Origin of the sequence: Streptomyces sp. NPDC101160, assembly GCF_044768205.1 — a bacterium.
Classification (GTDB): domain Bacteria; phylum Actinomycetota; class Actinomycetes; order Streptomycetales; family Streptomycetaceae; genus Streptomyces.
Genome location: NZ_JBIWPJ010000002.1, coordinates 585,557 through 609,558, shown reverse-complemented (window position 1 = coordinate 609,558; position 24,002 = coordinate 585,557). Strand labels below are relative to the sequence as shown.

General features: G+C 74.2%; 23 protein-coding genes. 20 read left to right on the top strand and 3 right to left on the bottom strand.

The features are described 5' to 3' along the window. Positions 1-46 precede the first annotated feature (46 nt). The 5 genes from ACIRSU_RS08285 (at position 47) to ACIRSU_RS08265 (ending at position 5,773) form a co-directional block, all read left to right on the top strand. Positions 47-949, top strand: coding sequence for an alpha/beta hydrolase (locus ACIRSU_RS08285; RefSeq protein ID WP_403789917.1), 903 nt, complete (start codon positions 47-49; stop codon positions 947-949). A gap of 264 nt (positions 950-1,213) precedes the next feature. Next, positions 1,214-2,344: a serine hydrolase domain-containing protein gene (locus ACIRSU_RS08280; protein WP_403789916.1), complete on the top strand. Its 1,131-nt coding sequence runs from the start codon at positions 1,214-1,216 to the stop codon at positions 2,342-2,344. A 180-nt stretch (positions 2,345-2,524) separates the two neighbouring features. After that, positions 2,525-3,406: an alkaline phosphatase family protein gene (locus ACIRSU_RS08275; RefSeq protein ID WP_403789915.1), complete on the top strand. Its 882-nt coding sequence runs from the start codon at positions 2,525-2,527 to the stop codon at positions 3,404-3,406. 1 nt (position 3,407) lies between these two features. Next, positions 3,408-4,742 carry an MFS transporter gene (locus tag ACIRSU_RS08270; protein ID WP_403789914.1) on the top strand — a complete coding sequence of 445 codons (1,335 nt, stop codon included), beginning with the start codon at positions 3,408-3,410 and terminating at the stop codon, positions 4,740-4,742. A 5-nt stretch (positions 4,743-4,747) separates the two neighbouring features. Continuing rightward, the gene (locus ACIRSU_RS08265) at positions 4,748-5,773 is read left to right on the top strand and encodes a TolB-like translocation protein (protein ID WP_403790221.1); all 1,026 of its coding nucleotides are present in this window, start codon (positions 4,748-4,750) and stop codon (positions 5,771-5,773) included. 15 nt (positions 5,774-5,788) lie between these two features. Here ACIRSU_RS08265 and ACIRSU_RS08260 read toward each other — a convergent pair whose 3' ends face one another. Then, on the bottom strand, positions 5,789-6,424 hold the full coding sequence (locus ACIRSU_RS08260) for a DUF1345 domain-containing protein (protein WP_403789913.1): 636 nt from the start codon (positions 6,422-6,424) through the stop codon (positions 5,789-5,791). A gap of 203 nt (positions 6,425-6,627) precedes the next feature. Here ACIRSU_RS08260 and ACIRSU_RS08255 point away from each other — a divergent pair, with 203 nt between their 5' ends. Next, complete coding sequence (locus ACIRSU_RS08255) at positions 6,628-7,038, top strand: hypothetical protein (RefSeq protein WP_403789912.1); 411 nt, start codon at positions 6,628-6,630, stop codon at positions 7,036-7,038. Next, complete coding sequence (locus tag ACIRSU_RS08250; RefSeq protein WP_403789911.1) at positions 7,035-9,182, top strand: tetratricopeptide repeat protein; 2,148 nt, start codon at positions 7,035-7,037, stop codon at positions 9,180-9,182. Before ACIRSU_RS08255 ends, ACIRSU_RS08250 begins: the two co-directional genes overlap by 4 nt. A gap of 17 nt (positions 9,183-9,199) precedes the next feature. Here the strand turns inward: ACIRSU_RS08250 and ACIRSU_RS08245 are convergent, their stop codons facing one another. Next, positions 9,200-9,847 (bottom strand): TOPRIM nucleotidyl transferase/hydrolase domain-containing protein, encoded by a 648-nt coding sequence (locus ACIRSU_RS08245; RefSeq protein ID WP_403789910.1) that lies wholly within the window; start codon positions 9,845-9,847, stop codon positions 9,200-9,202. Between the two features lie 127 nt (positions 9,848-9,974). Between ACIRSU_RS08245 and ACIRSU_RS08240 the strand changes: the two genes are divergently transcribed. The 8 genes from ACIRSU_RS08240 to ACIRSU_RS08205 all read left to right on the top strand — a co-directional run bounded on the left by ACIRSU_RS08240 (position 9,975) and on the right by ACIRSU_RS08205 (position 18,375). Then, on the top strand, positions 9,975-10,361 hold the full coding sequence (locus ACIRSU_RS08240) for a VOC family protein (protein WP_403789909.1): 387 nt from the start codon (positions 9,975-9,977) through the stop codon (positions 10,359-10,361). Between the two features lie 149 nt (positions 10,362-10,510). Continuing rightward, positions 10,511-10,645: a hypothetical protein gene (locus tag ACIRSU_RS08235; RefSeq protein ID WP_403790238.1), complete on the top strand. Its 135-nt coding sequence runs from the start codon at positions 10,511-10,513 to the stop codon at positions 10,643-10,645. Between the two features lie 183 nt (positions 10,646-10,828). Continuing rightward, positions 10,829-11,311 (top strand): NADH-quinone oxidoreductase subunit B family protein, encoded by a 483-nt coding sequence (locus ACIRSU_RS08230; protein WP_403789908.1) that lies wholly within the window; start codon positions 10,829-10,831, stop codon positions 11,309-11,311. Beyond that, on the top strand, positions 11,308-13,389 hold the full coding sequence (locus ACIRSU_RS08225) for a proton-conducting transporter membrane subunit (RefSeq protein WP_403789907.1): 2,082 nt from the start codon (positions 11,308-11,310) through the stop codon (positions 13,387-13,389). The genes ACIRSU_RS08230 and ACIRSU_RS08225 overlap by 4 nt, the downstream gene beginning before the upstream one ends. Then, positions 13,386-14,351, top strand: a complete 966-nt coding sequence (locus tag ACIRSU_RS08220) for a respiratory chain complex I subunit 1 family protein (protein WP_403789906.1) — start codon at positions 13,386-13,388, stop codon at positions 14,349-14,351. Before ACIRSU_RS08225 ends, ACIRSU_RS08220 begins: the two co-directional genes overlap by 4 nt. Continuing rightward, positions 14,348-15,049, top strand: a complete 702-nt coding sequence (locus ACIRSU_RS08215) for a hypothetical protein (protein ID WP_403789905.1) — start codon at positions 14,348-14,350, stop codon at positions 15,047-15,049. The genes ACIRSU_RS08220 and ACIRSU_RS08215 overlap by 4 nt, the downstream gene beginning before the upstream one ends. Continuing rightward, complete coding sequence (locus ACIRSU_RS08210; protein ID WP_403789904.1) at positions 15,049-16,743, top strand: proton-conducting transporter membrane subunit; 1,695 nt, start codon at positions 15,049-15,051, stop codon at positions 16,741-16,743. Before ACIRSU_RS08215 ends, ACIRSU_RS08210 begins: the two co-directional genes overlap by 1 nt. A 3-nt stretch (positions 16,744-16,746) precedes the next feature. Next, a complete protein-coding gene (locus ACIRSU_RS08205; protein ID WP_403789903.1) occupies positions 16,747-18,375 on the top strand; it encodes an NADH-quinone oxidoreductase subunit C in 1,629 nt (542 codons plus the stop codon). Positions 18,376-18,386: 11 nt separating this feature from the next. Here ACIRSU_RS08205 and ACIRSU_RS08200 read toward each other — a convergent pair whose 3' ends face one another. Then, positions 18,387-19,466 carry a LuxR C-terminal-related transcriptional regulator gene (locus ACIRSU_RS08200; RefSeq protein WP_403789902.1) on the bottom strand — a complete coding sequence of 360 codons (1,080 nt, stop codon included), beginning with the start codon at positions 19,464-19,466 and terminating at the stop codon, positions 18,387-18,389. A gap of 147 nt (positions 19,467-19,613) precedes the next feature. On the opposite strand from ACIRSU_RS08200, the gene ACIRSU_RS08195 reads away from it, so the two are divergent. From ACIRSU_RS08195 to ACIRSU_RS08175, 5 genes are all read left to right on the top strand, one after another. After that, complete coding sequence (locus ACIRSU_RS08195) at positions 19,614-20,258, top strand: helix-turn-helix domain-containing protein (RefSeq protein WP_403789901.1); 645 nt, start codon at positions 19,614-19,616, stop codon at positions 20,256-20,258. A 178-nt stretch (positions 20,259-20,436) separates the two neighbouring features. Further along, entirely contained in the window at positions 20,437-20,982 is a 546-nt protein-coding gene (locus ACIRSU_RS08190) for a hypothetical protein (RefSeq protein WP_403789900.1), read from the top strand. A 72-nt stretch (positions 20,983-21,054) separates the two neighbouring features. Further along, positions 21,055-21,894 carry a DUF4097 family beta strand repeat-containing protein gene (locus ACIRSU_RS08185; RefSeq protein ID WP_403789899.1) on the top strand — a complete coding sequence of 280 codons (840 nt, stop codon included), beginning with the start codon at positions 21,055-21,057 and terminating at the stop codon, positions 21,892-21,894. A 206-nt stretch (positions 21,895-22,100) separates the two neighbouring features. After that, the gene (locus tag ACIRSU_RS08180; protein WP_403789898.1) at positions 22,101-23,105 is read left to right on the top strand and encodes an ATP-binding cassette domain-containing protein; all 1,005 of its coding nucleotides are present in this window, start codon (positions 22,101-22,103) and stop codon (positions 23,103-23,105) included. Further along, positions 23,102-23,893 (top strand): ABC transporter permease, encoded by a 792-nt coding sequence (locus ACIRSU_RS08175; protein WP_403789897.1) that lies wholly within the window; start codon positions 23,102-23,104, stop codon positions 23,891-23,893. The genes ACIRSU_RS08180 and ACIRSU_RS08175 overlap by 4 nt, the downstream gene beginning before the upstream one ends. Positions 23,894-24,002: the final 109 nt, after the last annotated feature.

Sequence of the window (24,002 nt, the reverse complement as noted above, 5' to 3'; positions counted from 1 at the left end):
CGGACGGCGGATGATCCGCCCGGTCGTGGCCGCCAGGATGGGCGTCATGGATCCCGAACTCGAAGCATTCATCCCCCTGTTCCCGCAGGCCGACATGGCCGACCCGCTCGCCGCCCGCGCGGGGCTCGCCGCGCTGGCGGCCGGCGTGCCGGCGCCGGACACGTCCGGCATGGAGATCACGGACATGACGGTGCCGGCCGATCCCGAGGTGCCGGTGCGCGTCTACCGGCCGCACGGGGCGCGCGGCGGCGGCGCGGTCGTGTGGCTGCGCGGCGGCGGATACGTCATGGGCGACCTGGACACGGAGCACCCGTGGGCGGCACGGATCGCGGCGAACTCCGGGGTCGTGGTGATCTCGGTGGGGTACCGGAGGGCGCCCGAGCATCCGTACCCGGCCGCGCTGGACGACGCGTACGCCGTGCTGTGCTGGGCGGCCGGGCACGCGGCGGAGCTGGGCGTCGATCCGGCGCGGCTCGCGGTCGGCGGGCACAGTGCGGGCGGCGGGCTCGCGGCGGCGGTGGCGCTGCGGGCACGGGACGAGCGGGGTCCGGCGATCCGGTTCCAGCTGCTCAACCAGCCGCAGCTCGACGACCGCCAGGAGACCTGGTCGCAGCGGAACTTCACCGACACCCCGTGGATCGACCGCGACAAGGCCGCGGCGTCGTGGCGGCAGTACCTCGGCGGGCGGCCGGCCACGCAGTACGCCGCTCCGGGCCGGGCGACCGACCTCGCCGGGCTGCCGCCCGCGTACATCGCCACCGCGGAGCTCTGCCCGAACCGCGACGAGGACATCGACTACGCGCTGCGGCTGCTGCGGGCGGGGGTGTCGGTCGAGCTGCACCAGTGGCCGGGGACGTTCCACGGCTCGCAGGCGATCCTCTCCGCCGAGGTCTCGCAGCGGCAGAACGCCGAGCTGGGTGCGGTGCTGCGCCGCGCCCTGGAGGGGTGACCGCGCGGGTGAGCCGCCCCGCCGATGCCGTCGGCCCGGACCGGCATCGGCCCGGACCGGCATCACCCCGGACTGACTTCGGCTCTGCCGGCCCGGCCGGGCCGGCCCCCGACCAGGGCCGCCCAGGCCGGCCGGCCCGGCCCGACATCACTCCCGATCGTCATCGCCCCAGACCGGCTCCGCCCCGGCCCGGCACCCGGCCCGCACCAGCCGGCCCGGCCCGGTCACGGAAGCAACCAGTACGAGAAAAGGACGGACAGCACCATGGACCATGAGACTCCCGCACCTTCGCGCCTCGACCCCGCCGCGCTCCAGGCGGCCCTCGACGGCCTCCACGACGCCGGTATGCCCGGCGTGTTCGCGGAGGTGGGCGTCGGCGGCGACGTGTGGCAGGGTGCCTCCGGCGTCGCCGACACGGAGACCGGGCGTCCCGTGACGCCCGACATGCGGCACCGCGTCGGCAGCATCACCAAGACGTTCGTCGCCGCCGCGGTGCTCCAGCAGGTCGAGCAGGGCCGGATCGGCCTCGACGCGCCGATCGGGGAGCAGCTGCCGGACCTGGTGCCGGGCGAGCGCGGCCGGCGGGTCACGGTGCGGATGCTGCTGAACCACACCAGCGGTTTCGCCGAGTACATCCCTTACGCCTTCCCGTCCATCCAGGGCGCGCCCTGGGACGTGTCGGCGCAGAGCCTGGACGACTACCGGTTCCGCGCGTGCGACCCGGCCGAGCTGATCGCGCTGGGCCTCGCGGCCCCGTCCCCGGCCGAGCCGGGCGGCACCCCGGGCGTGTACTCGAACACCAACTACCTGCTTCTGGGCCGCCTGTTGGAGAAGGTGACCGGCGCGCCCGCGGAGGAGTACGTCGCGGAACACGTCGTCGCGCCGGCCGGGCTCCGCCACACCGCGTTCCCGACCGGGCCGCACGTGGAGGGTCCGCACGCGCGGATGTACGAGGGGCTGTGGGGCACGCTCGAACCGCCCCGCGACTACAGCGTGTACGACATGTCGTGGGACATGGCGGGGGCCGGGCTGGTGTCGACCGTGGCGGACCTGAACCGTTTCTTCGGGAAGCTGCTCGCCGGCGAGGTCGTCGGCGCGGCGGCGCTGGCCGAGATGCGGCGGACGGTCCCGGTCGTCGCCCTCGACGGGTCGACGATCGAGTACGGCCTGGGCCTGGAGAAGCTGACGATCCCCGGGTGCGGCACCTTCTGGGGGAACCGGGGCACGGTCTGGGGCGCGGGGACCATGTCGTTCACCCGGGAGGACGGCGGGCGCCGGATGTCCGCCGCGATCAATCTGATGCGCTGGAGCAAGCCGGACGCCTCGGGGCAGCCGCAGCCGCACCCCATCGACGGCGCGATCAAGGTCCTGTATCAGCGGGCGCTCTGCGGCTGAGGCGGGCACTCTGCGGCTGAGCCGGATCGGAGGGAAGCTGGGCAGGTGAGGAAGTGTGTTCGCGTGGTGGCACGAGACGTTTCCCGGGTCTTCACGCGGAACACCTTCCAGGTTGACATGCTCACTCCTACTGTGCCGGTTGCACCGCCCCGTACTCCCCACCCTCAACCGGAGGTAGCCGTGTCCGGCGCGCCCACGAAACGCCGCACCGCCCTTCTGTCCGCCCTCGGTCTCGCGGCCGCCTCGATCGGCCTGTGGGCCGGCTTCGGCGGCACGTCGCAGGCCCAGGCGGCGGCGACCGTACCCACCCCCGACCACGTGATCGTCGTGGTCTTCGAGAACCACGCCTACAGCCAGGTCATCGGCAGCTCCAGCGCCCCGTACATCAACTCGCTCAAGGCCGGCGGCGCCAACCTCACCCAGTCGTACGCCGAGACCCACCCCAGCCAGCCCAACTACTTCGCGATGTTCTCGGGTTCCACCCAGGGCATCACGGACGACAGCTGCTACACGCCGGGCTTCTCCTCCGCGCCGAACCTGGCCTCCGAGCTGATCGCCGCGGGCAAGACCTGGAAGAGCTACAACGAGACGCTGCCCAGCCAGGGTTCGACCACGTGCAGCAGCGGCAACTACGCCCGCAAGCACAACCCGTGGTTCGGCTTCTCGAACGTCCCGACCTCGTCGGCGTACACGATGGCGCAGTTCCCGACCGACTACACCACGCTGCCGCAGGTGTCGTTCGTCGTCCCGAACCTGTGCAGCGACATGCACGACTGTTCCGTCAGCACCGGTGACACCTGGCTGAAGAACAACCTGGGCGCCTACGCGACCTGGGCGAAGACCCACAACAGCCTCCTCGTCGTCACCTTCGACGAGGACAACAGGCTCGCCGGCAACAAGATCGCGACCGTCTTCTACGGCCAGCAGGTGGTCCCGGGCTCCACGTCCTCGACCACGTACAACCACTACAACCTGCTGCGCACGATCGAAGACATGTACGGCACCACGCACGCCGGGCAGGCCGCCAACGCGACCCCGATCACGGGCATCTGGACCGTCTGACGTGTACGTAGCGGACAGTCGCAGCACCACTCCCGCGACGGCCGCGACGGCCGCCGCCCGGGGCCTCGGCCCCGGGCGGCGCGCCGCCGTCGCGCCCACCGTGCTCGCGCTCGGCACGGTCAGCCTCGTCACGGACGTGTCCTCGGAGATGGTCACGGCCGTGCTGCCGCTCTACCTGGTCGCCGGGCTCGGCCTCTCGCCGCTCGGCTTCGGCCTGCTCGACGGCGTCTACAACGGATTCAGCGCGCTCGTCCGGCTCGTCGGCGGGCACCTGGCCGACCGCGGCGGCCGGCACAAGACCGTGGCGGCCCTCGGCTACGGCCTCTCCGCGCTGTGCAAGCCCCTTCTCCTGGTGGCGGGTTCGCTGCCGCTGATCGGCGCGGTGCTGGCCGCCGACCGCACCGGCAAGGGCCTGCGGACCGCGCCGCGCGACGCGCTGATCTCGCTCGCCTCGCCGGAGGAGTCGCGCGGCCGGGCCTTCGGGGTGCACCGGGCGATGGACACCGCGGGCGCCCTGATCGGCCCGCTCGTCGCCTTCCTGATCCTCCGTCAGGCCGTGGACGGCTACGACGCGGTGTTCACGGTCAGCTTCTGCGTGGCCGCGGCCGGCGTGCTCGTCCTGCTGCTCTTCGTACCCTCGCGCCCCCGCCCCCTGGCGGCGCCGGCGCCCGACGGCGCGCCGCGTGCCTCGCTCAAGGCCGCGCTCGCCCTGCTCCGGCTCCCCGACGTACGCCGACTCGCCCTGTGCGCCCTGCTGTTGGGGCTGGCCACGGTCAGCGACTCCTTCGTCTACCTGCTGCTGCAGCGACGCCTCGGCGTCACCGACCACTGGTTCGCGCTGCTGCCGATCGGTACGGCCGCCGCCTTCCTGCTGCTCGCCGTGCCGCTGGGGCGGCTCGCCGACCGGATCGGCCGCTGGCGGGTGTTCCTGGGCGGCCACGTCGCCCTGCTGCTCGTGTACGGGGCGCTGCTCAGCGGCTGGCAGAGCCCGGCGCTCCCCTATCTGGTCCTGGCGCTCCACGGCGGTTTCTACGCGGCGACCGACGGCGTCCTGATGGCGGCGGCGGCCGGCTGCGTGCCGCCCGAACTGCGCTCGTCGGGGCTCGCGTTGATCCAGACGGGGCAGGCGCTCGCCCGGTTCGGCTGCTCGATCGCGTTCGGCGCGGCCTGGACCGCGTGGGGTGACCGCTGGGCGGTCGGCGCCGCGACGGCCGTGCTCGCGGTGTGCGCGGCGACGGCGTTCGCCCTGCGGCCGGCGCCCCGGGAACCGGGGACGGCCACGGCCACGGCCCCGCCCACCGCCACGGACACCGCTTCGGAGGAAACCCCCGTATGACCCAGCTGACCCTGCGCGGCCGCCTGCTCGTCCTGCTCGCGGCGCTCGCCGTGCTCGGCGGTGTGGCCGCCGCGTCGCTGCTGCACGCGGCCGACCGGGCCGCCGAGAAGGACCGGCCGCAGGCGGGCGGACCGGCGATCGGATCCGGGCGGGTCTCGCTCGCGGCCGGCGCCGACCGCCGGATCGTCTTCCGCAACATGGCCTGGGGCCCGCACCGCGACGAGCTGGTCACCGTGCCGGCCTCCGCCCCCGCCGGTCCGCGCACCGCGTCCGGGGTGAAGTGTCTGCGCTTCCACGCGGCCGGCGGCACCGGGATCTGCCTGCAGGCGGTGCGCGGCGCGGTGGAGGACACGTACCGGGCGGTCGTCCTGGACTCGGCGCTCAAGGAGCGGGCCCACTATCCGCTGCCCGGCATCCCGACCCGGGCCCGGGTCTCGCCGTCGGGACGGCTGGTGGCGTGGACGGTGTTCGTCGGCGGCGACTCGTACGCCAGCTCGAACTTCTCCACCCGGACGGCCGTCCTGGACACCAGGACGGGCCGGCTCGTCACGTCCCTGGAGGAGTTCCGGGTGGTGAAGGACGGCAAGGACCACCACGCCGCCGACACCAACTTCTGGGGCGTCACCTTCTCCCGCGACGACCGGCACTTCTACGCGACCATGGCGACCGCCGGCCAGACCTACCTGGTCCGCGGCGACCTGGCCACCCGTACCGTCACCACGCTCCACCAGAACGTCGAGTGCCCGTCCCTCTCCCCCGACGAGACCCGGATCGTCTACAAGAAGCGCGTCGCGGGCGCCCCCGCCGACGCGCCCTGGCACGAGTACGCCCTCGACCTGGCCGACCTGCGGGAGACCCCGCTCGCCGAGCCCCGCAGCGTCGACGACCAGGCCGTCTGGCTCGACGACCGCACGGTCTCCTACTCGCTGCCCGGCGACTACGGCGCCGACCTCTACACCGTCCCGGCCGACGGCTCGGGCGCGCCGAAGCGCCTGATGACGGCGGCGCTGGCGCCGGCCTTCCTGGAATGAGGCCGGCGGACCGGCTCAGATCCCGTTGACGGCGGAGACGAGGCTGGCGACCGTCACCGTGTTGAAGACGAAGGCGATGACCGCGTTGGCCGCGACCGTCCGGCGCATCTCCCGCGAGACGACGTCGACATCGGTCGTCCCGAACGTCGTCATCACCGAGATGGCGAAGTACACGTAGTCGGACCAGCCCGCCTCCTCGTCGCCCGGGAAGTCGAGGGCCTGCTCCCGTTCCATGGTGTTGTCCGCCTGGAAGGTGACGGCGAAGGACACCAGCACGCAGACCCACGCGATCACGACGAGGGCCAGCGCCGTCACCACCCGCAGCAGGGAAGGGAACGCGGAGCCGAGGTGCCCCGGCAGCCACAGCACCGCCACGATCAGCGCCGCCGCCGCGATGAAGATCGACCCGCCCGGCCCCGGCGCCGTCCCGAACACGTACCGCTGCAGCACCGTCCCCCGCTGCTCCCGCTCCGCCCAGACCCGCATCTGCTCGGTGGTCACGGTGTTGAACGCGACCAGCGTCACGGCCAGATACGGCAGCAGATACGAGAGCAGCACCAGCACGCCCATGTCCGCCGCGGTGAGGACCACCGGCTGCCGGTTCAGCACCAGCAGGACGACGCCCACACAGATCGCGGTGGCCGCGCTCATCGCCCCTCGACGCCGCTCGGAGAGCCAATGGTGCACGAGGAGCTCCTCTGGACGCGGGGCCGACGAACCGACGGTATGTCATGCGGCCCCGGAGACAGGGAAGTCGGGTATGGCTGGTCGAACGGTGTCGCCCTGGTCGCCGTCTGGCCTAGGGTGGCGCTGCCTGACCTAGTGGCGCGCCGACGAATCTCGAGGGGGACGTGATGGATCCGGAGATCGCGACTTTGGCCGGGACGGCCGGGACGACACTGGTGACCCTGCTCGCCACCGACGCGTGGCAGAGCATCCGGGACGGCATCGCCGGTCTGTGGCAGCGCGTCCGGCCCGAACGGGCCCCGGCCGTCCTGGACGAGCTGGAATCCAGCCGAGAGGAGCTGCTCAGGGCCAGGGACACGGGCGACCGGGAGACCGAGGCCGAGGTACGGGCCGAATGGCAGGGCCGCATCCGGCGTCTGCTCGCCGCCCATCCCGAACTGGTGGAGGAACTCCGCACGCTCCTCGCGGACAACGCCCCCGACGCTCCCGCTGCTCCTCAGGTCACTCAGCACGCCACCGCCTCCGGCAATGCCCGGATCTACCAGGCCGGCCGTGACATGCGCCTGGAGCAGTCGTGACAGGCCGCAACGACGCGCGGGCCGAGGGACAGGGACGCGTCTACCAGGCATCCGGCGACCAGCACATCGTCGAGCACCACCATCACGGCCCCTCCTGGGGCGGACCGGACTCCGTGCGGCGCCCCGCCGTCGGCCGTGCGCCGGTGGTGCTGCGTGACCGCGCCGAGCTGATGAACCGGCTGCGGGCGGCCGTCGACCGGGGCGTGGGCGACGAGGTCCTGGTGCTGCACGGGCTGGGCGGCTGCGGCAAGACCGCCGCCGCCTACACGCTCTTCCACCACGCGACCGCCGGTGGCGAGCGACTCGGCTTCTGGGTGAACGCCTCGGACCAGGCGTCGCTGCGCGCCGGCATGCTCGCCGTCGCCGCCGACCGGGGCGCCGGCGAGGGCGAGCTCGTCGCCGCGCGCAGCGGTCTGCGGGCGGCGGCCGACCTTGTCTGGGAGTACCTGGACCGCTCCGAGCAGCCCTGGCTCCTGGTCCTCGACAACGCCGACGACCCGGCCGTGCTCCGTGACGGCGGCTGGCTGCGCGGCAGCCCGCGCGGCACCGTCCTCGTGACCACGCGGCAGGCGGCCGGCCACTGGTGGCCCCGGGCCGAGCTGCTGCACGTCGGTGTGCTGCCGCGGGCTGACGCCGCCCAGGTCCTGTGTGACATCGCTCCGGGTGCGGGCACCGCGGAGGAGGCGGCCGCCGTCGCCGACCGGCTCGGCCGGCTGCCCCTCGCCCTCACCTTGGCGGGCGGTTTCCTCGCGCACCAGGTCATCCGGCCGTGGACGTTGACCGAGTACGGCCGCCACCTGGAAGGCGACCAGGGAGTCGACCCCATCGAGCTGATCGACCAGGGCGCCGCCGTCGATCCCGGCAACGACTCGCGGCACCTGGTCAGCGGCACCTGGCAGATCTCCATGAACCGGCTCGTCAGGAGCGGCCTGCCCGAAGCGGTGACCCTGCTCCGGCTGCTCGCCTGCTGGTCGAACGACCCCCTCCCGCTGGACCTGTTGACCGGTGCCGCACTGGGCCCGAGCCTTCCGGCCGTCCGCGTCGAGCCGGCGTTGCGGGGCCTGCTCGACCACTCGCTGACCGAGCTCGTGCCGGGCGGGACCCGGTGCCTGCGTACCCACGGCGTCCTGCTCGACAGCGTCGCCCGCGGCACCCCGGACGACGAGCACGAACCGCTCGCCGCCACGGCCGCGCGCCTCCTGGCCGCCGCGCTCCCCGTGGTGCCCGAGCGCGGCGCCGCTGACACCGGCATCGGCCTCCTCGTACCCCATGTCCTCGCGCTGCTCCGGCGCGTCCGCGACCGGCCCGCGGTGCGGCGGGAGACGGCGGAAGCCTCGGTGGAGTGTGCGCTGCGGCTGTCAACGGCACTGCACCGGGCGGGCGACTACACCTCGGCGCTGGCGCTGACGTCCCGGGCGCGGGAGCTCGGCGAACCGCGTCTCGGCAGCGACCACGCGCTGATCCTGGGCCTCCGGGAGCGGGCCGGCCGAGCCGTCTACCGGCTCGGGCGCTTCGAGGAGGCGGAGACTGCGCTGGCGCAGGTGCTGGCCGACTCCGAGCGCGCGCTCGGTCCGGCCGACCTCACGACACTGGACTGCTGTGTGGCCCTCTCGCGCCCCGTGTACCAGCGGGAGCAGACGGCCGAGGCCCTGTCCCTCATACGGCGAGCAGTGCTGGGCCGGTCCGAGCAGCTGGGGCCTTTCCACCCGTTGACTCTGCTGGCCAGGGCTCACCTCCTCGAAGTGCTCCCAGGGCCTGAGCTGGACGCCGAGGCCCCGGCCGGTCCGCCGCTCCTCACGGACTGTCTCAGGGAGCTGGGCCCCGACCACCAGATCACCATGGTCGTCCAGCTCGACTGCGCCTACGCCCTCTTCTACACCGGGCAACGCGCCGAGGCGCTGCCCCTCGCCCGCGAGGCGCTCGCGGCCCACGAACGCCACTACGGAGCCGACTACCCCATCGCCCTCTCGGCGCGCCATCTCCTGGCCAACGTCCTGGCCGCGAACGGTGCGCGCGCGGAGGCGATCGCCCAACTTGAGCGGGTGGTCGAGGGCCGGGAGCGGGTGCTCGGCGCCGCCCATCCGTGGTCGGTGGAGGCCCGTGAGGACCTGGCACGCCACAGGGCGGCGGAGGTGTCGCCGTAGCTCCAGGGATCCCGTGGTCAGAGCCCGGCGAGCAGGGCGTCCAGCGGGGCGGGTACGCGGTCGGGGGCGAGGGCTTCGACGAGGACGCGGCCGTAGTGGATCTTGCGGCCCTTCTTCGTACCGAGGAAGCGGCGCAGCTGTTGCTCCGGAGGGCGGCCCTGCTGGGCGGGCTGGCGCAGGAAGGTCTCCAGGGCGCGGAAGTCGCCCTCGGCGCGGACGAGTTCGGTGACGCGGGCCACGCCGAGCGCGCGGATGAGCTCGTCCTCGAGGTCGGCCGTGCAGACGAAGAACCCGTCCCGCTCGGCGCCGGCCCGCTCCAGGCCGCGGGCGTAGTAGCCGTGCTCGCGCTCGTCGCACAGTCCGGTGAGGCGCAGGCCCAGGCCGGGCGGGCCGAGGAGGCGGGCGAAGCGGCCGACGTTCATGGCGCCGCCCATCGGCAGGACGCAGACCCCCTCGGCCGCCAGGTCCCGGCCACGGCGGGCGGCGAGCGCGTCGACGGCGGCGAGGTCGCTGAGCCCTTCCAGCAGGACGACGGTACGGACGGGGAGCCGGCCGGCCAGTTCGCGCGCGGTGTCATCGGTCTCGCCGGAGCCGTCGGCGTCGAGGGCCGCCCAGGCGAGCGCCGCCTCCCGGAACTCCCGCATGGCGTCGGTTACATGGCGCATCGCGCCAGCCTATCCATGACGGAGGGGCACTCCACGTCCGCCCGGAGCACTTGCCCGCAGGCCGCGCGCTGATCATGATCGTTCGAGTCCAGCCCAACCGTCCCACCCGAAAGTCGTGATTCCTCTCATGCGCGTCAAAGCCTTCGACCACCTCGTCCTCAACGTGACCGACGTCGACCGGGCGCTCGACTTCTACACCGGCACCCTGGGCCTCGTCCCCGAGCGGGTCGAGGAGTGGCGGGCCGGCGAGGTGTCCTTCCCGTCCGTGCGCATCGACGAGAGCACGGTCATCGACCTCTTCTCGCGGCCGCGCGGCGAGTCCAACGTCGACCACATCTGCCTGGTCGTCGACCCGCTGGACTGGCAGGAGGTCATCGACTCCGGGACGTTCGACGTCGTCGATGGTCCGGTGCCGCGCTGGGGTGCGCGCGGTTCGGCGGAGTCGGTGTACGTCAAGGACCCCGACGGCAACACGGTCGAGCTGCGCTGGTACCCACAGGACGTCGAGGGCTGACACCCCGCGAAGAACAAGTCGAGGGCTGACACTCCGCGAAGAACGAACGGAGCACCCCACCCGGTCGGACAGGCCGGGTGGGGCGCTCCGCTCAGCGGCGCCGCGCGCTCGCGGCCACCCATGTCAGTGCCGGCTGCGATCCTGACGGCATGACAGCGCTCACCTGGAACCTGCTCGATCTCGACGGAGCCCTCCGCGCGAGCTGGGCCGCCGACACGTGCTCGCCCGACGACCGGACGGAACGGGTCGGCGCGCGCCTGGGGCGGCTCCCGGAGCCTGTCTGATCCCCTGCCCCCTGCCCCCTGGCCCCGTGACCCGGTCCCTCCTGACCTTTTCGGTCGGCCACGACGGCACCAAGACTCGACAAAGCGCGCAAAGCACGAGGAAAGTGCCGTAACTCCGTCCGTGCACGGGCCCGTTAGCCGCCGTGGAAAGGCTCTCGCGAGGACGCGGGAGGGGTGGTGTGCATGGGCTTGTTGCGCAAGATCCGTACGACCGGGCGGGTGGCCGAACCGGCACCGCCGGCGCCCGAGGGCGGACCGCTCCCCCAGGCCCGGCGGCTCGGCGGCTCGGCGCAGGTGCGGTGCGTGGACGCCGGCTCGTGCAACGGGTGCGAGATCGAGATCGCGGCCGCCTTCAACCCCGTCCACGACGCCGAGCGGTACGGGGCGCGGCTCGTCGCCTCGCCGCGGCACGCCGACGTGGCCCTGGTGACGGGCCCGGTGACCCGGAACATGGCGGTGCCCCTGCGCCGTACCGTGCAGGCGATGCCCGAGCCGCCGATCGTGGTGGCCGTCGGCGACTGCGCGATCGACTGCGGGGAGTTCGCCGGGGGGTACGGGATCGAGGGCGCCGTCTCCGACGTGGTGCCCGTCGACCTCGCCGTGCCGGGGTGTCCGCCGGAGCCCGCGGCGATCGTCGCGGCCCTGCGACGGGTGACCGGGCGGTGAGTCTGGTGGCGGCCGGTCTGGCGACGGCGGCCGGATGCGGCGCGGCGGGAGCGGCGGCCGGAGCGGCGCTGCCGCCGAGGGCCCGGCGGGTGGTGGGCGGGCTGTGCACGGCCGGGGTCGGAGCGGCGGGCGGCACGGCGGGGGTCGCCGCACTCGGCGGGGCTGGCTGGGCCACCGAACTGCCGGGGCTGCTGCCGCTCGCGGGCGCGGCGCTGTCGGTGGACGCCCTGTCGGGGCTCTTCATGGCGGTGGCGGGCGCGGTGGTGGCCGCCGTGGCGCTGTACGGCATCGGCTACACGGCCCCGCACGGCCCGCACACCGGCGACGAGGCCCGCGGACCGGCCTCTCGCACCGCACAGGCGGTGCTTCCGCTCTTCGCCCTGACGCTGGTCCTGGTCCCGGCCGCGGCCTCGGTGTCGACGTTCCTGTCGCTGTGGGAGCTGATGGCGCTCGCCTCGCTCCTGCTCGTGCTCGCCGAGCACCGCGAGCGGGCGGAGGTGCGGCGCGCGGGCGTCTGGTACGCGGTGATGTCCCAGCTCGGTCTGGTGCTGCTGCTCGCCGGGTTCGCCCTGTTCGCCGGCGCGGCCGGCGGCGAGGGCTTCGCCGCGCTGCGGGCGGCCGCGGCGGGTCTTTCGCCGGCGGTGCGCGGCACGGTGTTCGCGCTGACCGGCCTGGCCTTCGCGTCCAAGGCGGGCATGGTGCCGCTGCACGCGTGGCTGCCCCGCGCCCACCCCGAGGCGCCGGCGCCGGTGTCGGCGCTGATGAGCGCGGCCATGGTCAACCTGGGCGGGTACGGGATCGTGCGCACCGGCTTCGACCTGCTCGGCGGCGGACCGGCCTGGTGGTGGCTGGCGCTGATGACGCTGGGCGGGCTGACCGCCGCGTACGGGATCCTGCAGGCCGCGATGGCCGCCGACCTCAAGCGGCTGCTCGCCCACTCGACGGCCGAGAACATGGGGCTCGTGCTCGTCGGCACGGGCGCGGCGGGGCTCTTCGCGGCCGAGGGTGACAGCGCGCTGGCCGCGCTCGCGCTGTCGGCGGGGCTGCTGCACGTCGTCAACCACTCGGCGTTCAAGGCCCTGTTGTTCGGCGCGGCCGGTTCGGTGGTGCGGGCGACCGGTGTCCGTGACCTCGACCGGCTGGGCGGGCTGCGGGCCCGGATGCCGGTGACGGCCGGTCTGTTCGCGGTGGGCGCGCTCGGCGCGGTGGCGCTGCCGCCCGGGAACGGCTTCGTGAGCGAGTGGCTGCTGCTGCAGTCGCTGATCCACGGCCTGGAGCTGCCGGGTCTGGCCGTCGCGATCGCGCTGCCGCTCGCGGTCGGGCTCGTCGCCCTGTCGGCGGGCATCGCCGCGGCCGTGTTCGTGAAGGCGCTCGGCGTCGGCTTCTTCGCCCGGCCGCGCGGCCTTCAGGCCCACCGCGCCGAGGAGTCGCCGCCGCTTGTGCTGGCCGCCCTCGGAGTGCTCGCGGTCGCGTGCGCGGGACTCGCGCTCGTGCCGGGGCTGCTGGGTCCGGCCCTGGACCGGGCCGTGGCCGCGGTCGCGCTCTCCAGGACCGGGGCGGCGAGCGGCGGCCGGACCGGGTCGGCGAGCAACGGCGGCACCGGGATGCGGCTGCACGACATCTCGACCTCGCTCTCACCGCTGTGGGTGGTGGCCGCGCTCACCGGGGCGGTGGCGCTGACCGGCGCGCTCAGCCGGGTGTACGGCGCCGAGGCCCGGCACCGGCGGGCGGGCGCGCGGCTGTGGGACTGCGGCGGCGGGGCGCCCACGGCGCGCATGGCGTACACGGCGACCTCGTTCGCCGAGCCCCTCCAGCGGGTCTTCGACGACGTGCTCGCCCCGGAGCAGGACGTGGCGGTGACCCACGCCCGCGAGTCGGCCTATCTGGTGGAGCGGGTGCGCTTCCGGCACCGCGTGCCCGACCGGATCGAGCACCGGCTGTACGAGCCGGTGCTCGGCGCGCTCGCCCGGACGGGCCGTGGGGCGCGCCGGCTCGCCGGCGGCAGCGTCCATCTCTATCTCGGCTACGGCTTCCTCGGTCTGTTGTCCCTCTTCGTGGTGCTGGTGGTGGGCTGGTGAGCGCGCTCGGATACGCGGCGGTGACCGCCCAGGTGGGCACGGTGGTCGCGGGTGCCCCGCTGCTCACGGGGCTGATGCGGCAGGTGCGGGCCCGCCTGGAGGGGCGGGCGGGCGCCGGGGTGCTCCAGCCGTGGCGGGACGTGCGGAAGCTGCTGCGCCGTGAGCCGATCGGCCCGGCCGGGACGGGGCCCGCGTTCCGCACCGCGCCGGTCCTGCTCGTGGCGACGGCCCTGGTGGTGGCCGCGCTGGTGCCCCTGGTCTCCACCGACACCCCGGTCGCCCGGCGCGCGGACCTGATCCTGGTCGTGGCGCTGCTCGCGCTGGGCACGGTCACGCTGGCGCTGGCCGGCCTGGACAGCGGCACGGCGTTCGGCGGCATGGGCGCGTCGCGGGAGATGACGATCGCGGCCCTGGTCGAACCGACGCTGCTGATGGCGGTGTTCGCGCTGTCGGCGCCGGCCGGGACCACCAATCTGCCGGCCATCGTCGACGGGGCCGTGCGCGAGCCGGACCGGCTGGTCTCGCCCGCCGGGCTGCTCGCCGCGGCCGCGCTGGCCGTCGCCGTGCTCGCCGAGACCGGGCGGATCCCGGTGGACAACCCGTCCACCCATCTCGAACTGACCATGGTGCACGAGGCGATGGTCCTGGAGTACGCGGGCCGGGACCTCGCGCTGATCGAGCTCGGAGCACAGCTGCGGCTGACCGTCCTGCTCGGGCTGCTCGCCTCGTTGTTCGCGCCCTGGGGCATCGCCACCACGGCGTCGGCGGGCGCGCTCGCCGTGGCGCTGCCGGTGTTCGTGGCGAAGGTGGCGGTGCTCGGCGCGCTGCTCGCGGCGGCGGAGGTGTGCTGGGCCAAGCTGCGGCTCTTCCGGGTGCCCGAACTGCTCGCCGGTTCCTTCCTGTTGGCCCTGCTCGCGGTGGCCGCCTCGTCCTTCCTGAGCGGAGAAGGAGCCGGAACATGACGGACCTTGCCTCCACCCCGTACTCCCAGCTCCTCGATCTGGCCTGCGGGGCCTTCCTGCTCGCCGCCGTCCTGGTCCTCTGGCGTCATGAACTCGCCGCAGTCGTGCGGGCGTTCGCGCTCCAGGGCGTGGCCCTGGCCGCGATCGCGGCGCTGCTCGGCGGGCACGAGGGGCGCGCGGACCTGGTCGTGGTGGCGGTCGGTGCAGGGGTGCTGCGGGCGGGCGTGCTGCCGTATCTGGTCCGGCGGGCGCTGACCGCGCTGACGGCCGACCGGAGCCCGTACGACACCGGGGGCACCGAGGCCCGGGAGACCCGGCCGCTGGTGAACGTGGCCGGTTCGCTGCTCGCGGCGGCCGCGCTGACCCTCCTCGCCCGCGCGGTGGCCCGCCCGCTGGTCGCGCTCGACCCGACGCCCGCGACCCGGGCGCTGCCGGTGGGCCTCGCGGTCGTGCTCATCGGCTTCTTCGTCCTGGTCACCAGGCGCCGGGCGCTCTCCCAGGTGGTGGGCTTCCTGCTGCTCGACAACGGGATCACCGCGACCGCGTTCCTCGCCGCCTCCGGGGTGCCGCTCGTCGTCGAACTGGGCGTCTCCTTCGACGTGTTGTTCGCGGTCCTGGTGCTCCACCTGCTGACCGCGCGGATGCGGGCCGCGTTCGGCACGACCGACCTCGACGATCTGCGGGAGCTGCACGACTGATGGACGCCGCCACGACCGCTCTCGTCCTGACCGCGCCCGTCGCCGCGCCGTGCGCAGCCTCCGGCGTGTACGCGGTGCGCGGGATGCGGCGCCGGACGCCGGCGAGGACACCGCTGCGGACACCCGTCCCGGCCGGGGCGGGCCCGACGCCGCCGGACCTCGGAGCCGCCCCGGTTCCGGCCGGGCTCCCGCACGGCTCGGTCGTCGTCCCGCAGGGCTCGGCCGTCGTTCCACCCGGTTCGGCCGTCGTTCCGCCCAGTTCGCCCGTCGTCCCGCCCGGTGCAGCCGTCGTTCCGCCCGTCGTCGTGCTCGGCTGCGGCGCGCTGATGGCGGCGACGCTGCCGCGCGGCGGGGCGCTCAGCGCGTTCGGCGGGCTGTTGCGGGCCGACGCGCTGACGGTGTGGCTGCTGCTGGTGGTCGGCGCGGTCGCGCTGATCGCGTGCGGGACGCTGCCGGCGTATCTGGCCGGAGAGCGGGAGGGAGCCCAGAGCGCGGCGGTGCTGCACCTGCTGGTGCAGGCGTTCCTGGGCGCGATGTGCCTGGCCGTGCTCACGGCGAACCTCGGCGTGCTGTGGGTGGCGGTCGAGGCGACCACGATCGTGACCACGTTCCTGGTGGGCCACCGCCGCACCCGCCGGTCCGTCGAGGCCGCGTGGAAGTACGTGGTGATCTGCTCGGCCGGAATCGCGCTGGCCTTCCTCGGCACCGTCCTCGTCTACTACGCGGCCCGGCAGGCGGGCATCGACGAGACGCACGCCCTGGACTGGCCGACGCTCGTCGCGGGTGCCGGCCGGCTCGACCCGGCCGTGACCCGGCTCGCGATCTCGCTCGTGGTGCTCGGCTTCGGCGCCAAGGCCGGCCTGGCGCCGCTGCACGCCTGGCTGCCCGACGCCTACGGCCAGGCGCCCGCGCCGGTCTCCGCGCTGATGTCCGGCGCGCTCGCGCCCGTCGCCTTCGCCGCGGTGCTGCGGTACGAGCAGATCGCCGCCGCCGCGCTGGGCACCGGCCTGACGCGGGGCCTGCTGACCGGGATGGCGCTGATCACGCTGGCCCTGGCGGCGGCCCTGCTGCTCGCCCAGCGGGACTACCGGCGGATGCTGGCGTACTCCGGCATGGAACACATGAGCCTGATCGCCCTGGGCGCGGCGATCGGCACCCCGCTCGCCCGGGCCGCCCTGCTGCTGCACATCGCAGGTCACGGGCTCGCGAAGGCGGTCGCCTTCTGCGCGTCGGGGCATGTGCTGCGGCTGACCGGGACGCCGCTGATCGGGCGGGTACGGGGGCTGCTCGCCCGGCTGCCGTGGCTCGGCGGCGCCTTCGGACTCGCGGTCGCCGCGCTGCTCGGCTTCCCGCCGTTCAGTCTGTTCGCCTCCGAACTCGGCATCGTGCGGGCCGGGTTCGGCGCGGGCATGGGGTGGGTGACGGCGGTCGCACTGCTGCTCGTGCTCGTCGTCTTCGGCGCGCTCGCGGTCCGGACGGCCCGGATGCTGCTGGGCCCGGCGAGGCCCGCCCGATCCCCGGGTCCGGACCCGGCCCCGGGGCCGGACCGGGACCCAGAGCCGGCCCCGGGGCCGTGGCCGGGTGCCGTGTGGCCGCTCGGCCTCGGGCTGGCCACGTGCGCCGTGCTCGGCCTGACGACCGGCCCGCTGACCGACCTGCTCCACGACGCCGCCGCCGTGATCGGAGGGCACTGACCCATGCGTACCGACTCCACCCGTACCGACCTCGTGCCTGCCGCTTCCGCGCCGACCGCTTGCGTGCCGACCGCTTGCGTGCCGACCGCATCCGTACCCGCCGACGCCGTCCGCTCGGTCGAGGAGACCGACGCGCGTGAACTGCTCTCCCGAGCGGCCGAGTTGCTCGACGCAGGGCACCGGCTCGCGCTGGTCGCCGCCCATCACGACGACCCGGACCGGGTCCGCGTGGTGCTGCTCTTCGTGGCGGGTCCGCCGGACGTCCGGACCGAGCTCCATGTGCGGCTCGACCCCGACAAGCCCGCGATCCCGACGCTCGCGGGTCTCTCCTTCCCCGCGGGCCGGTTCGAGCGCGAGATGCGCGACCTGCACGGTGTCGTACCGCTCGACCATCCGCTGCCGCGGCGCCTGGTGCGGCACTTCCACTGGCCCAAGGGCTGGTACCCGATGCTCCCGGACGCCGGGCCGCCCCCGCCGTTCGGCGAACAGGAGGGCCCGTACCCCTTCCTGGAGGTGGAGGGCGACGGCGTGTACGAGATCCCGGTCGGGCCGGTGCACGCGGGGCTGATCGAGCCCGGGCACTTCCGCTTCTCGGTCGTCGGCGAGACGATCCTGCGGCTGAAGGCGCGGCTGTGGTTCGTGCACCGCGGGGTCGAGAAGCTGTTCCAGGGCCGCACGGTCGAGGCCGGGCTGCGGCTGGCCGAGCGCATCAGCGGGGACACGGCCGTCGGTCACGCGCTCGCGTACTGCCTCGCCGTCGAGGAGGCCACCGGCACCGTCGTCCCGGCCGCCGCCGCACCCGCCCGGGCGCTGCTCCTCGAACTGGAGCGGCTGCACAACCATGTGGCCGATCTGGGCATGCTGTGCAACGACGTCGGCCACGGGATCCTGAACGCGCACGCCCAGCGGATCCGCGAGCAACTCCTGCGCCTGAACGCGGAGATCACGGGTCACCGGCTGCTGCGCGGCGGCGTGGTGCCGGGCGGCGCGGTGCTGCGGGCGCTGCCCGATCCGGGGCGGCTGGCCGCGTTCGGCCGCGACATCCGCGAGATCGCCGGGCTGGCACTCGGCCACTCCACCGTGCTCGACCGCTTCACCGGGACGGCGGTGCTCGGCGCGGACGCCGCCCGGCAGCTCGGCTGCCTCGGCTACGTGGCGCGCGCCAGCGGGCTCACGGGCACGGACGCCCGGGTGGCACACCCCTTCGTGACGTACGACACCGAGGTCGCCGTCCCGGTGCGCGAGACCGGCGACGTGCTGGCCCGCTTCCTGGTGCGTGCCGAGGAGATCGACGTCTCGCTCGCCCTGATCGAGCACCTGGCCGAGGGGCTCGCGCCGGGCGAGATGATCGCCCCGGTCGGTGCGCGGGGTGGCGCGCGCACCGGATCCGGCGCCGGTTCGGGGGCCGGGGCAGGCGCCGGCTCGGGCGTCGGGCTCGTCGAGGGCTGGCGCGGCACGATCACCACCCGGGTGGAGGTCACCGCGGCCGGCCGGCTCACCCGGGTCAAGCCCGTCGACCCGTCGTTCTTCAACTGGCCGGCCCTGCCGGTGGCGCTCGCGGACACGATCGTCCCCGACTTCCCGCTCACCAACAAGAGCTTCAACCTGTCGTACGCGGGCAACGACCTCTGACAGCGGCGGCGTCACTCCCCTTCGCCGGGGAGCGACAGGGCGGGCAGGTAGTGCGGGAAGAAGACCTGGGCGACCAGTTCGCGGCGGGAGCGGACGCCGGTCTTGGTGAAGACCGCTTTCAGGTGGTCCTGCACGGTGAACGGGGAGAGCGCGAGCCGGGTGGCGATCTCCGCCGTGGGCGCGCCGCTGACGACCTGGGTGAGGACCTGGCTCTCGCGGGGCGTGAGCGCGTACGCCTCCATCAGCGCGGCGATGCGGTCCGGTGGCGAGGCCGGGCCCATGGAGAGGGCGATCTGGGGCCGCTCCCCCGTCTCCAGGCGCCAGCCCTCGATGGCCGCCCAGCCGCCCGCGCGGGTCGGGACGCAGGCGCGGCTGCCGCCGGTCGGGCTGCGCAGCGCCGCGGCGGCGACGCCGTACGCGGCGGCCGGCAGGCCCGTACCGCGCGCGGGTTCCTCGGCGAGTCCGGCGCACCAGGCGGCGGCCGTGGCGGACTCCGACACGATCTCGTACGCGGAGTTGAGCACCACGAGCGAGCGGGCTTCCAGGCCGGGGGCCGCGGGCCGGTCGGTCAGCGCGTCCCGCAGCGCACGGCCCAGCGGGGCGGAGAGCCGGGCGACGAAGTCGGTCTCGGCGGCGGAGAAGGGCGGCCGGTCCGCGGCGCGGGTGAGCACCAGCGCGCCCCACACGCGTCCGGCGTCGCGCAGCAGCACCCGCAGTTCGTCGCCGAGTCCGAGCGGGCGGTAGATGTCCCGGTAGCGGACGCTCCGTTCGAGCCGGCCGCCGAGGTCCTCGGAGAGCGTGCCGACCGGGACGGCCCGCCGGGCCAGGTCGGGCATCTGCAGGGCGTCGCCCTCGCGGTACTCGATGTCCAGCATCCGGGGCATCCACTCGGCGCTGAGCCCGTGGCGGTAGCTGCCGCCGACGTTGAGGAGCGTCAGCGGATCGAGCAGCACCCCGGCCCAGATCTCGAAGGGGACGGCTTCGGCGAGGGCCGCGGCCGCGGCCTCCAGGACGGGCACGGAGCCGCGCGCCTGGCGGGCAGCCCGGACGATCCTGCTGTGACTCGCCCGCACCTGGCGGGGACGGTCCATACGCCCTCCCGGTGTTCGACCTGCGCCCATCGTCCCCGGGCGCGCTGAACGTCTGATAAACGACCGGTTCCCCGCCCCCGTTCGCTCGCCACACCCCCCAGAATCCTGGGATGGCGGCGGCGCGGCCGGTTCCGCACACTGCGCTGCATGTCCGACATCTTGGGGGAGAGACCGACCGGCCGGGGCGTGGTCGAGGGCGCGTTCGCGCTGCTCGACGCGCTGCGGCGACGGGGCGGGGAGGCAGGCCTGACCGAGCTCGCGGCGGAGTGCGGGGTGCCGAAGGGGACCGCGCACCGGTTGCTGGAACAGCTGGGTCCGGTCGGGGCGGTCGAACGGCGCGGCCGCCGTTATGTGTTGGGGGCGCAGCTGTTCCGCCTCGGTCAGTCGTGGCAGCCGCACCCGGGACTGCGGGCGGCGGCGCGGGCGCCGCTGCACCGGCTGCGGGCGACGACGGGGGCCAGCGTGGTCCTCGTCGTGCTCAGGGAGGACCGGGCGCTGACGGTCGCCTCCGTTCCGGGCCGGGCGGAGTCGCTCCTGCCGGTGTACGACGGCCTGAGCCTCCCGCTGGGTCCGGCGCTCGGCGCAGCCCTGACGCGTCCCGGGCGCGAACGCGTGGCGCACCAGGAGGAGATCGTGCCGGGGGTGCGCTGTGTCGCGCTGCCGGTGCGCCGGGCGGACGGCCGGGTCGTCGCCGCGGTGGCGGCGCTGGTGCCGTCCGAGGGCCCGCACGCCCATGTCGCCGCGGCGGTCGCCGCGGCGGCGACGGCGGTGGGAAGCCGTCTGACGCGCTGAGGGCCGCCGCCGGGGCTCTGACCTGCGGCGCCGTGGCGCCATGGGTGCAGATCGGTGTCGCTGGATGGCACCTGATGGCGACTCGATGGCGCCGCTTGGCGCACACCTGGCGCCACGTGATGCCATTTGGCGCCATAAGGACTTGCCATGGCGCCACTTTGGCGCCATGATGGTTCCCATGGACCTGACTCCCTACGTCGATCACCTCCGCCGCGAACTCGCGGTCGCCGCCGAGGCGGGCGGGGAGGACGCTCGCGCCCTGGCCGAGCGGCTCACCACCCCCCTGGAGTCCGCCGTACGGCTGACCCTGCTGAACGCGCTGTCCGTCGCTTCGGACGAGATCACCCGTGAACTTGCGCCCGGCTCGGTGGACGTGCGGCTGCGGGGGCTCGACCCCGAGTTCGTGGTGACGACACCGCCGGCACCGGACCTGCCCGCCGCGGGCCCGGAGGACATGGCGCCGATGGCGCCACCGGTGGCGCCATCGGCGTCGGCGGCACCGGAAACCGACGAGGGCGGCACGGCCCGCATCAACTTCAGACTCCCGGCCCACCTCAAGGCCCGCGTCGAGCACGCGGCCGGCCAGGAGGGCCTGTCCGTCAACGCCTGGCTGGTACGGGCGGTGGCCACCGCCCTGGAGCCGGGCGGAACCGCACCGTCGGCCACCCCTGTCCGCGCCACACGCCCGGGCAAGGGCCAGAGCTACCAGGGCTGGGTCCGCTAGCGGCCCGCACCGACCCGCCCCCTCCTCACCTCCTGCGCATCCACCCTTCTCAGCCACGAGGACGGCACAGCCATGCCTTCTTACGACACGCCCCAGCCCATCACCGCGATCCTCGAGTTCGACCTCGGTCACGTGCGGATCATCGCGAGCGAGCGCACGGACACCGTCGTCGAGGTGCTGCCGAGCAACGGCGCCGACGACAACGACATCAAGACGGTGCAGCAGACGAAGGTCACGTACGCCAACGGCACCCTGACGCTCAAGGGCCCGAAGAAGCGCTCGGTGTTCGGCAAGGTCGGCTCCATCGACGTGACCGTCGAACTGCCCGCCGGCTCCCACCTCCAGGCCAACTCCCCCATGGGCGACTACGTGAGCACGGGACCGCTCGGGGAATGCCGGGTCAAGACCTCGGTCGGCGACATCCGGCTCGACCTGACCGGCGTCGCGAACCTGCGCACCGGCCTCGGCGACATCCGCGTCGGCCGCATGGCGGGGAGCGCGGAGATCCACGGTTCCGGCCGGATCGACATCGGTGCGATCGAGGGCGCGGCGACCGTCAAGAACGGCACGGGCGAGACGGCGATCGGCACGATCACCGGCGACCTGAAGGTCAACACCTCCATGGGCCCTGTCACGGTCGGTGTCGCGGAGGCGTCGGTCGACGTCAGGAGCTCCCACGGCTCCATCCAGGTGAAGGAGGTGACCCGCGGCAGGGTCGAGCTCCAGACCTCGATCGGCGGCGTCGAGATCGGCATCCGCGAGTCCACCGCGGCCTGGCTGGACGTCAGCTCCCGGGTCGGCACCGTGCGCAACTTCCTCGGCGCCGCCGAGGGCCCCGGCTCCGCCGACGACACCGTCGAGATCCACGCCCGCACCCAGGCCGGCGACATCGTGATCCGCCGCGCCGCCTGACCACGCGCCCCGCGCACCCCACCCGACCACGCGCCCCGCGTACCCCGCCTGACCACGCGCCCCGCGTACCCGGCCTGACCGCCGCGCCCGGGCGGCACGCCGTTGGGCCGCGCGCCCGGGCAGCACGCACGAGAACCGGGCGTCGGCACGGCGCCACGCCCGGTCCCGGACCCAGCTGTGCCATGTCACATCTCACAGGAGCCCCCATGGCCATCACCTCCCCCACCGTCACCGGCACCGCCGCCGCCACTGCCACCGCCCCGCCGGCGATCTCCGCCCGCGGGCTGCACAAGTCCTACGGCGACAAGCTCGTCCTGGACGGCGTCGACCTCACCATCCCCGAGGGCACCGTCTTCGCCCTGCTCGGCCCCAACGGCGCCGGCAAGACCACCACCGTCGAGATCCTCTCCACCCTGATCGCCGCCGACGCCGGCTCGGCCCGCATCGCGGGCCACGACCTGGCCGAACGGCCCGGTGAGGTGCGCTCCGCGATCGGCGTCACCGGTCAGTTCGCCGCCGTCGACAGCCTCCTCACCACCGAGGAAAACCTGCTCCTGATGGCCGACCTGCGGCATCTGCCCCGCGCCGAGGGCCGGCGCCGGGCCGCCGAGCTGCTCGCGCGCCTGGAGCTGACGGAGGCCGCGAAGAAGCCGGTGTCGACGCTCTCCGGCGGCATGAAGCGCAAACTCGACCTGGCCATGACGCTGGTCGGAGAGCCGCGGATCATCTTCCTCGACGAGCCGACGACAGGGCTCGACCCGCGCAGCCGCCGGACCCTGTGGGAGATCATCCGCGACCTGGTCGAGCGCGACGGAGTGACCGTCTTCCTCACCACGCAGTACCTGGAGGAGGCGGACCAGCTCGCCGACCGCATCGCCGTCCTCGACCACGGCCGGATCGTCGCCGAGGGCACGGCGGACGAGCTCAAGCGGCTCATACCCGGCGGCCACATCCGGCTGGGCTTCACGGACCCGGCACAACTCGACAGCGCCGCCCGTCACTTCGGTACCGCCGCGCGCGACGCCGAGGAGCTCACCCTGCGCATCCCGAGCGACGGGAGCCTCCCGACGCTGCGGGCCGTGCTCGACGTCCTGGACGCGGCCGGCATCCAGCCGGAGTCGCTGACCCTGCACACCCCCGACCTCGACGACGTCTTCCTCACCCTGACCGGCACCGGAACCCCCGACACCTCCGTGGAGATGACCCGATGAGCACCCTCGGCTTTGCCGTCAGCGACTCGATGACCATGCTGCGGCGCAATCTCAAGCACGCCCTGCGCTACCCGTCGATGACCGTCTCCGTCGTCCTCATGCCTGTGATGATGCTGCTGCTGTTCAACTACGCCTTCGGCGGCGCTCTCGGCGCGGGCATCGCCGGCGCGCCGACCGGCGGCGGGAAATACATCGACTACGTCGCCCCCGGCATCATCCTGATGACCGCGACCGCGGGGGCGGTGGCCACGGCGGTCGGCGTCTGTGTCGACATGACCGAGGGCATCGTCAACCGCTTCCGTACGATGTCGATCTCCCGCGCCGCGTTCCTCACCGGGCACGTCGTCGGCAGTGTCATACAGACCCTGGCCGCCATCGCCCTGGTCGTCGGCGTCGCCCTCGCCATCGGCTTCCGCCCCCACGCCTCCTTCGTCGAATGGCTCGCCGCGGCCGGCCTCCTGGTCCTGCTCACCCTGGCGCTGACCTGGCTGTCGGCCGGTATCGGCATGGTGGCCAGGACTCCGGAGTCGGCGAGCAACACCCCGCTTCCGCTGACCTTCCTGCCGTTCCTCGGCAGCGCCATCGTGCCGACCGACTCCATGCCGACCGGACTGCGCTGGTTCGCCGAGTACCAGCCCTTCACACCCGCGATCGAGACCCTGCGCGGCCTGCTGATGGGCACCGCGATCGGTGACAGCGGCTACATAGCCCTGGCCTGGTGCGTCGGCCTGACCCTGGTCGGCTACGTCTGGGCCCGCCGCTCCTTCGGCCGCGGCGCCAAGCGATAGCCCGAGCCGCCCGAGGGCCGTGCCGGATTCCGCCGGAACGGCCCCCTCGGGTGCACGCGGCCGGCATGCTCACCGCCTGGGGCCGGCAGCCCTGGGGGTGTCTTGCCCG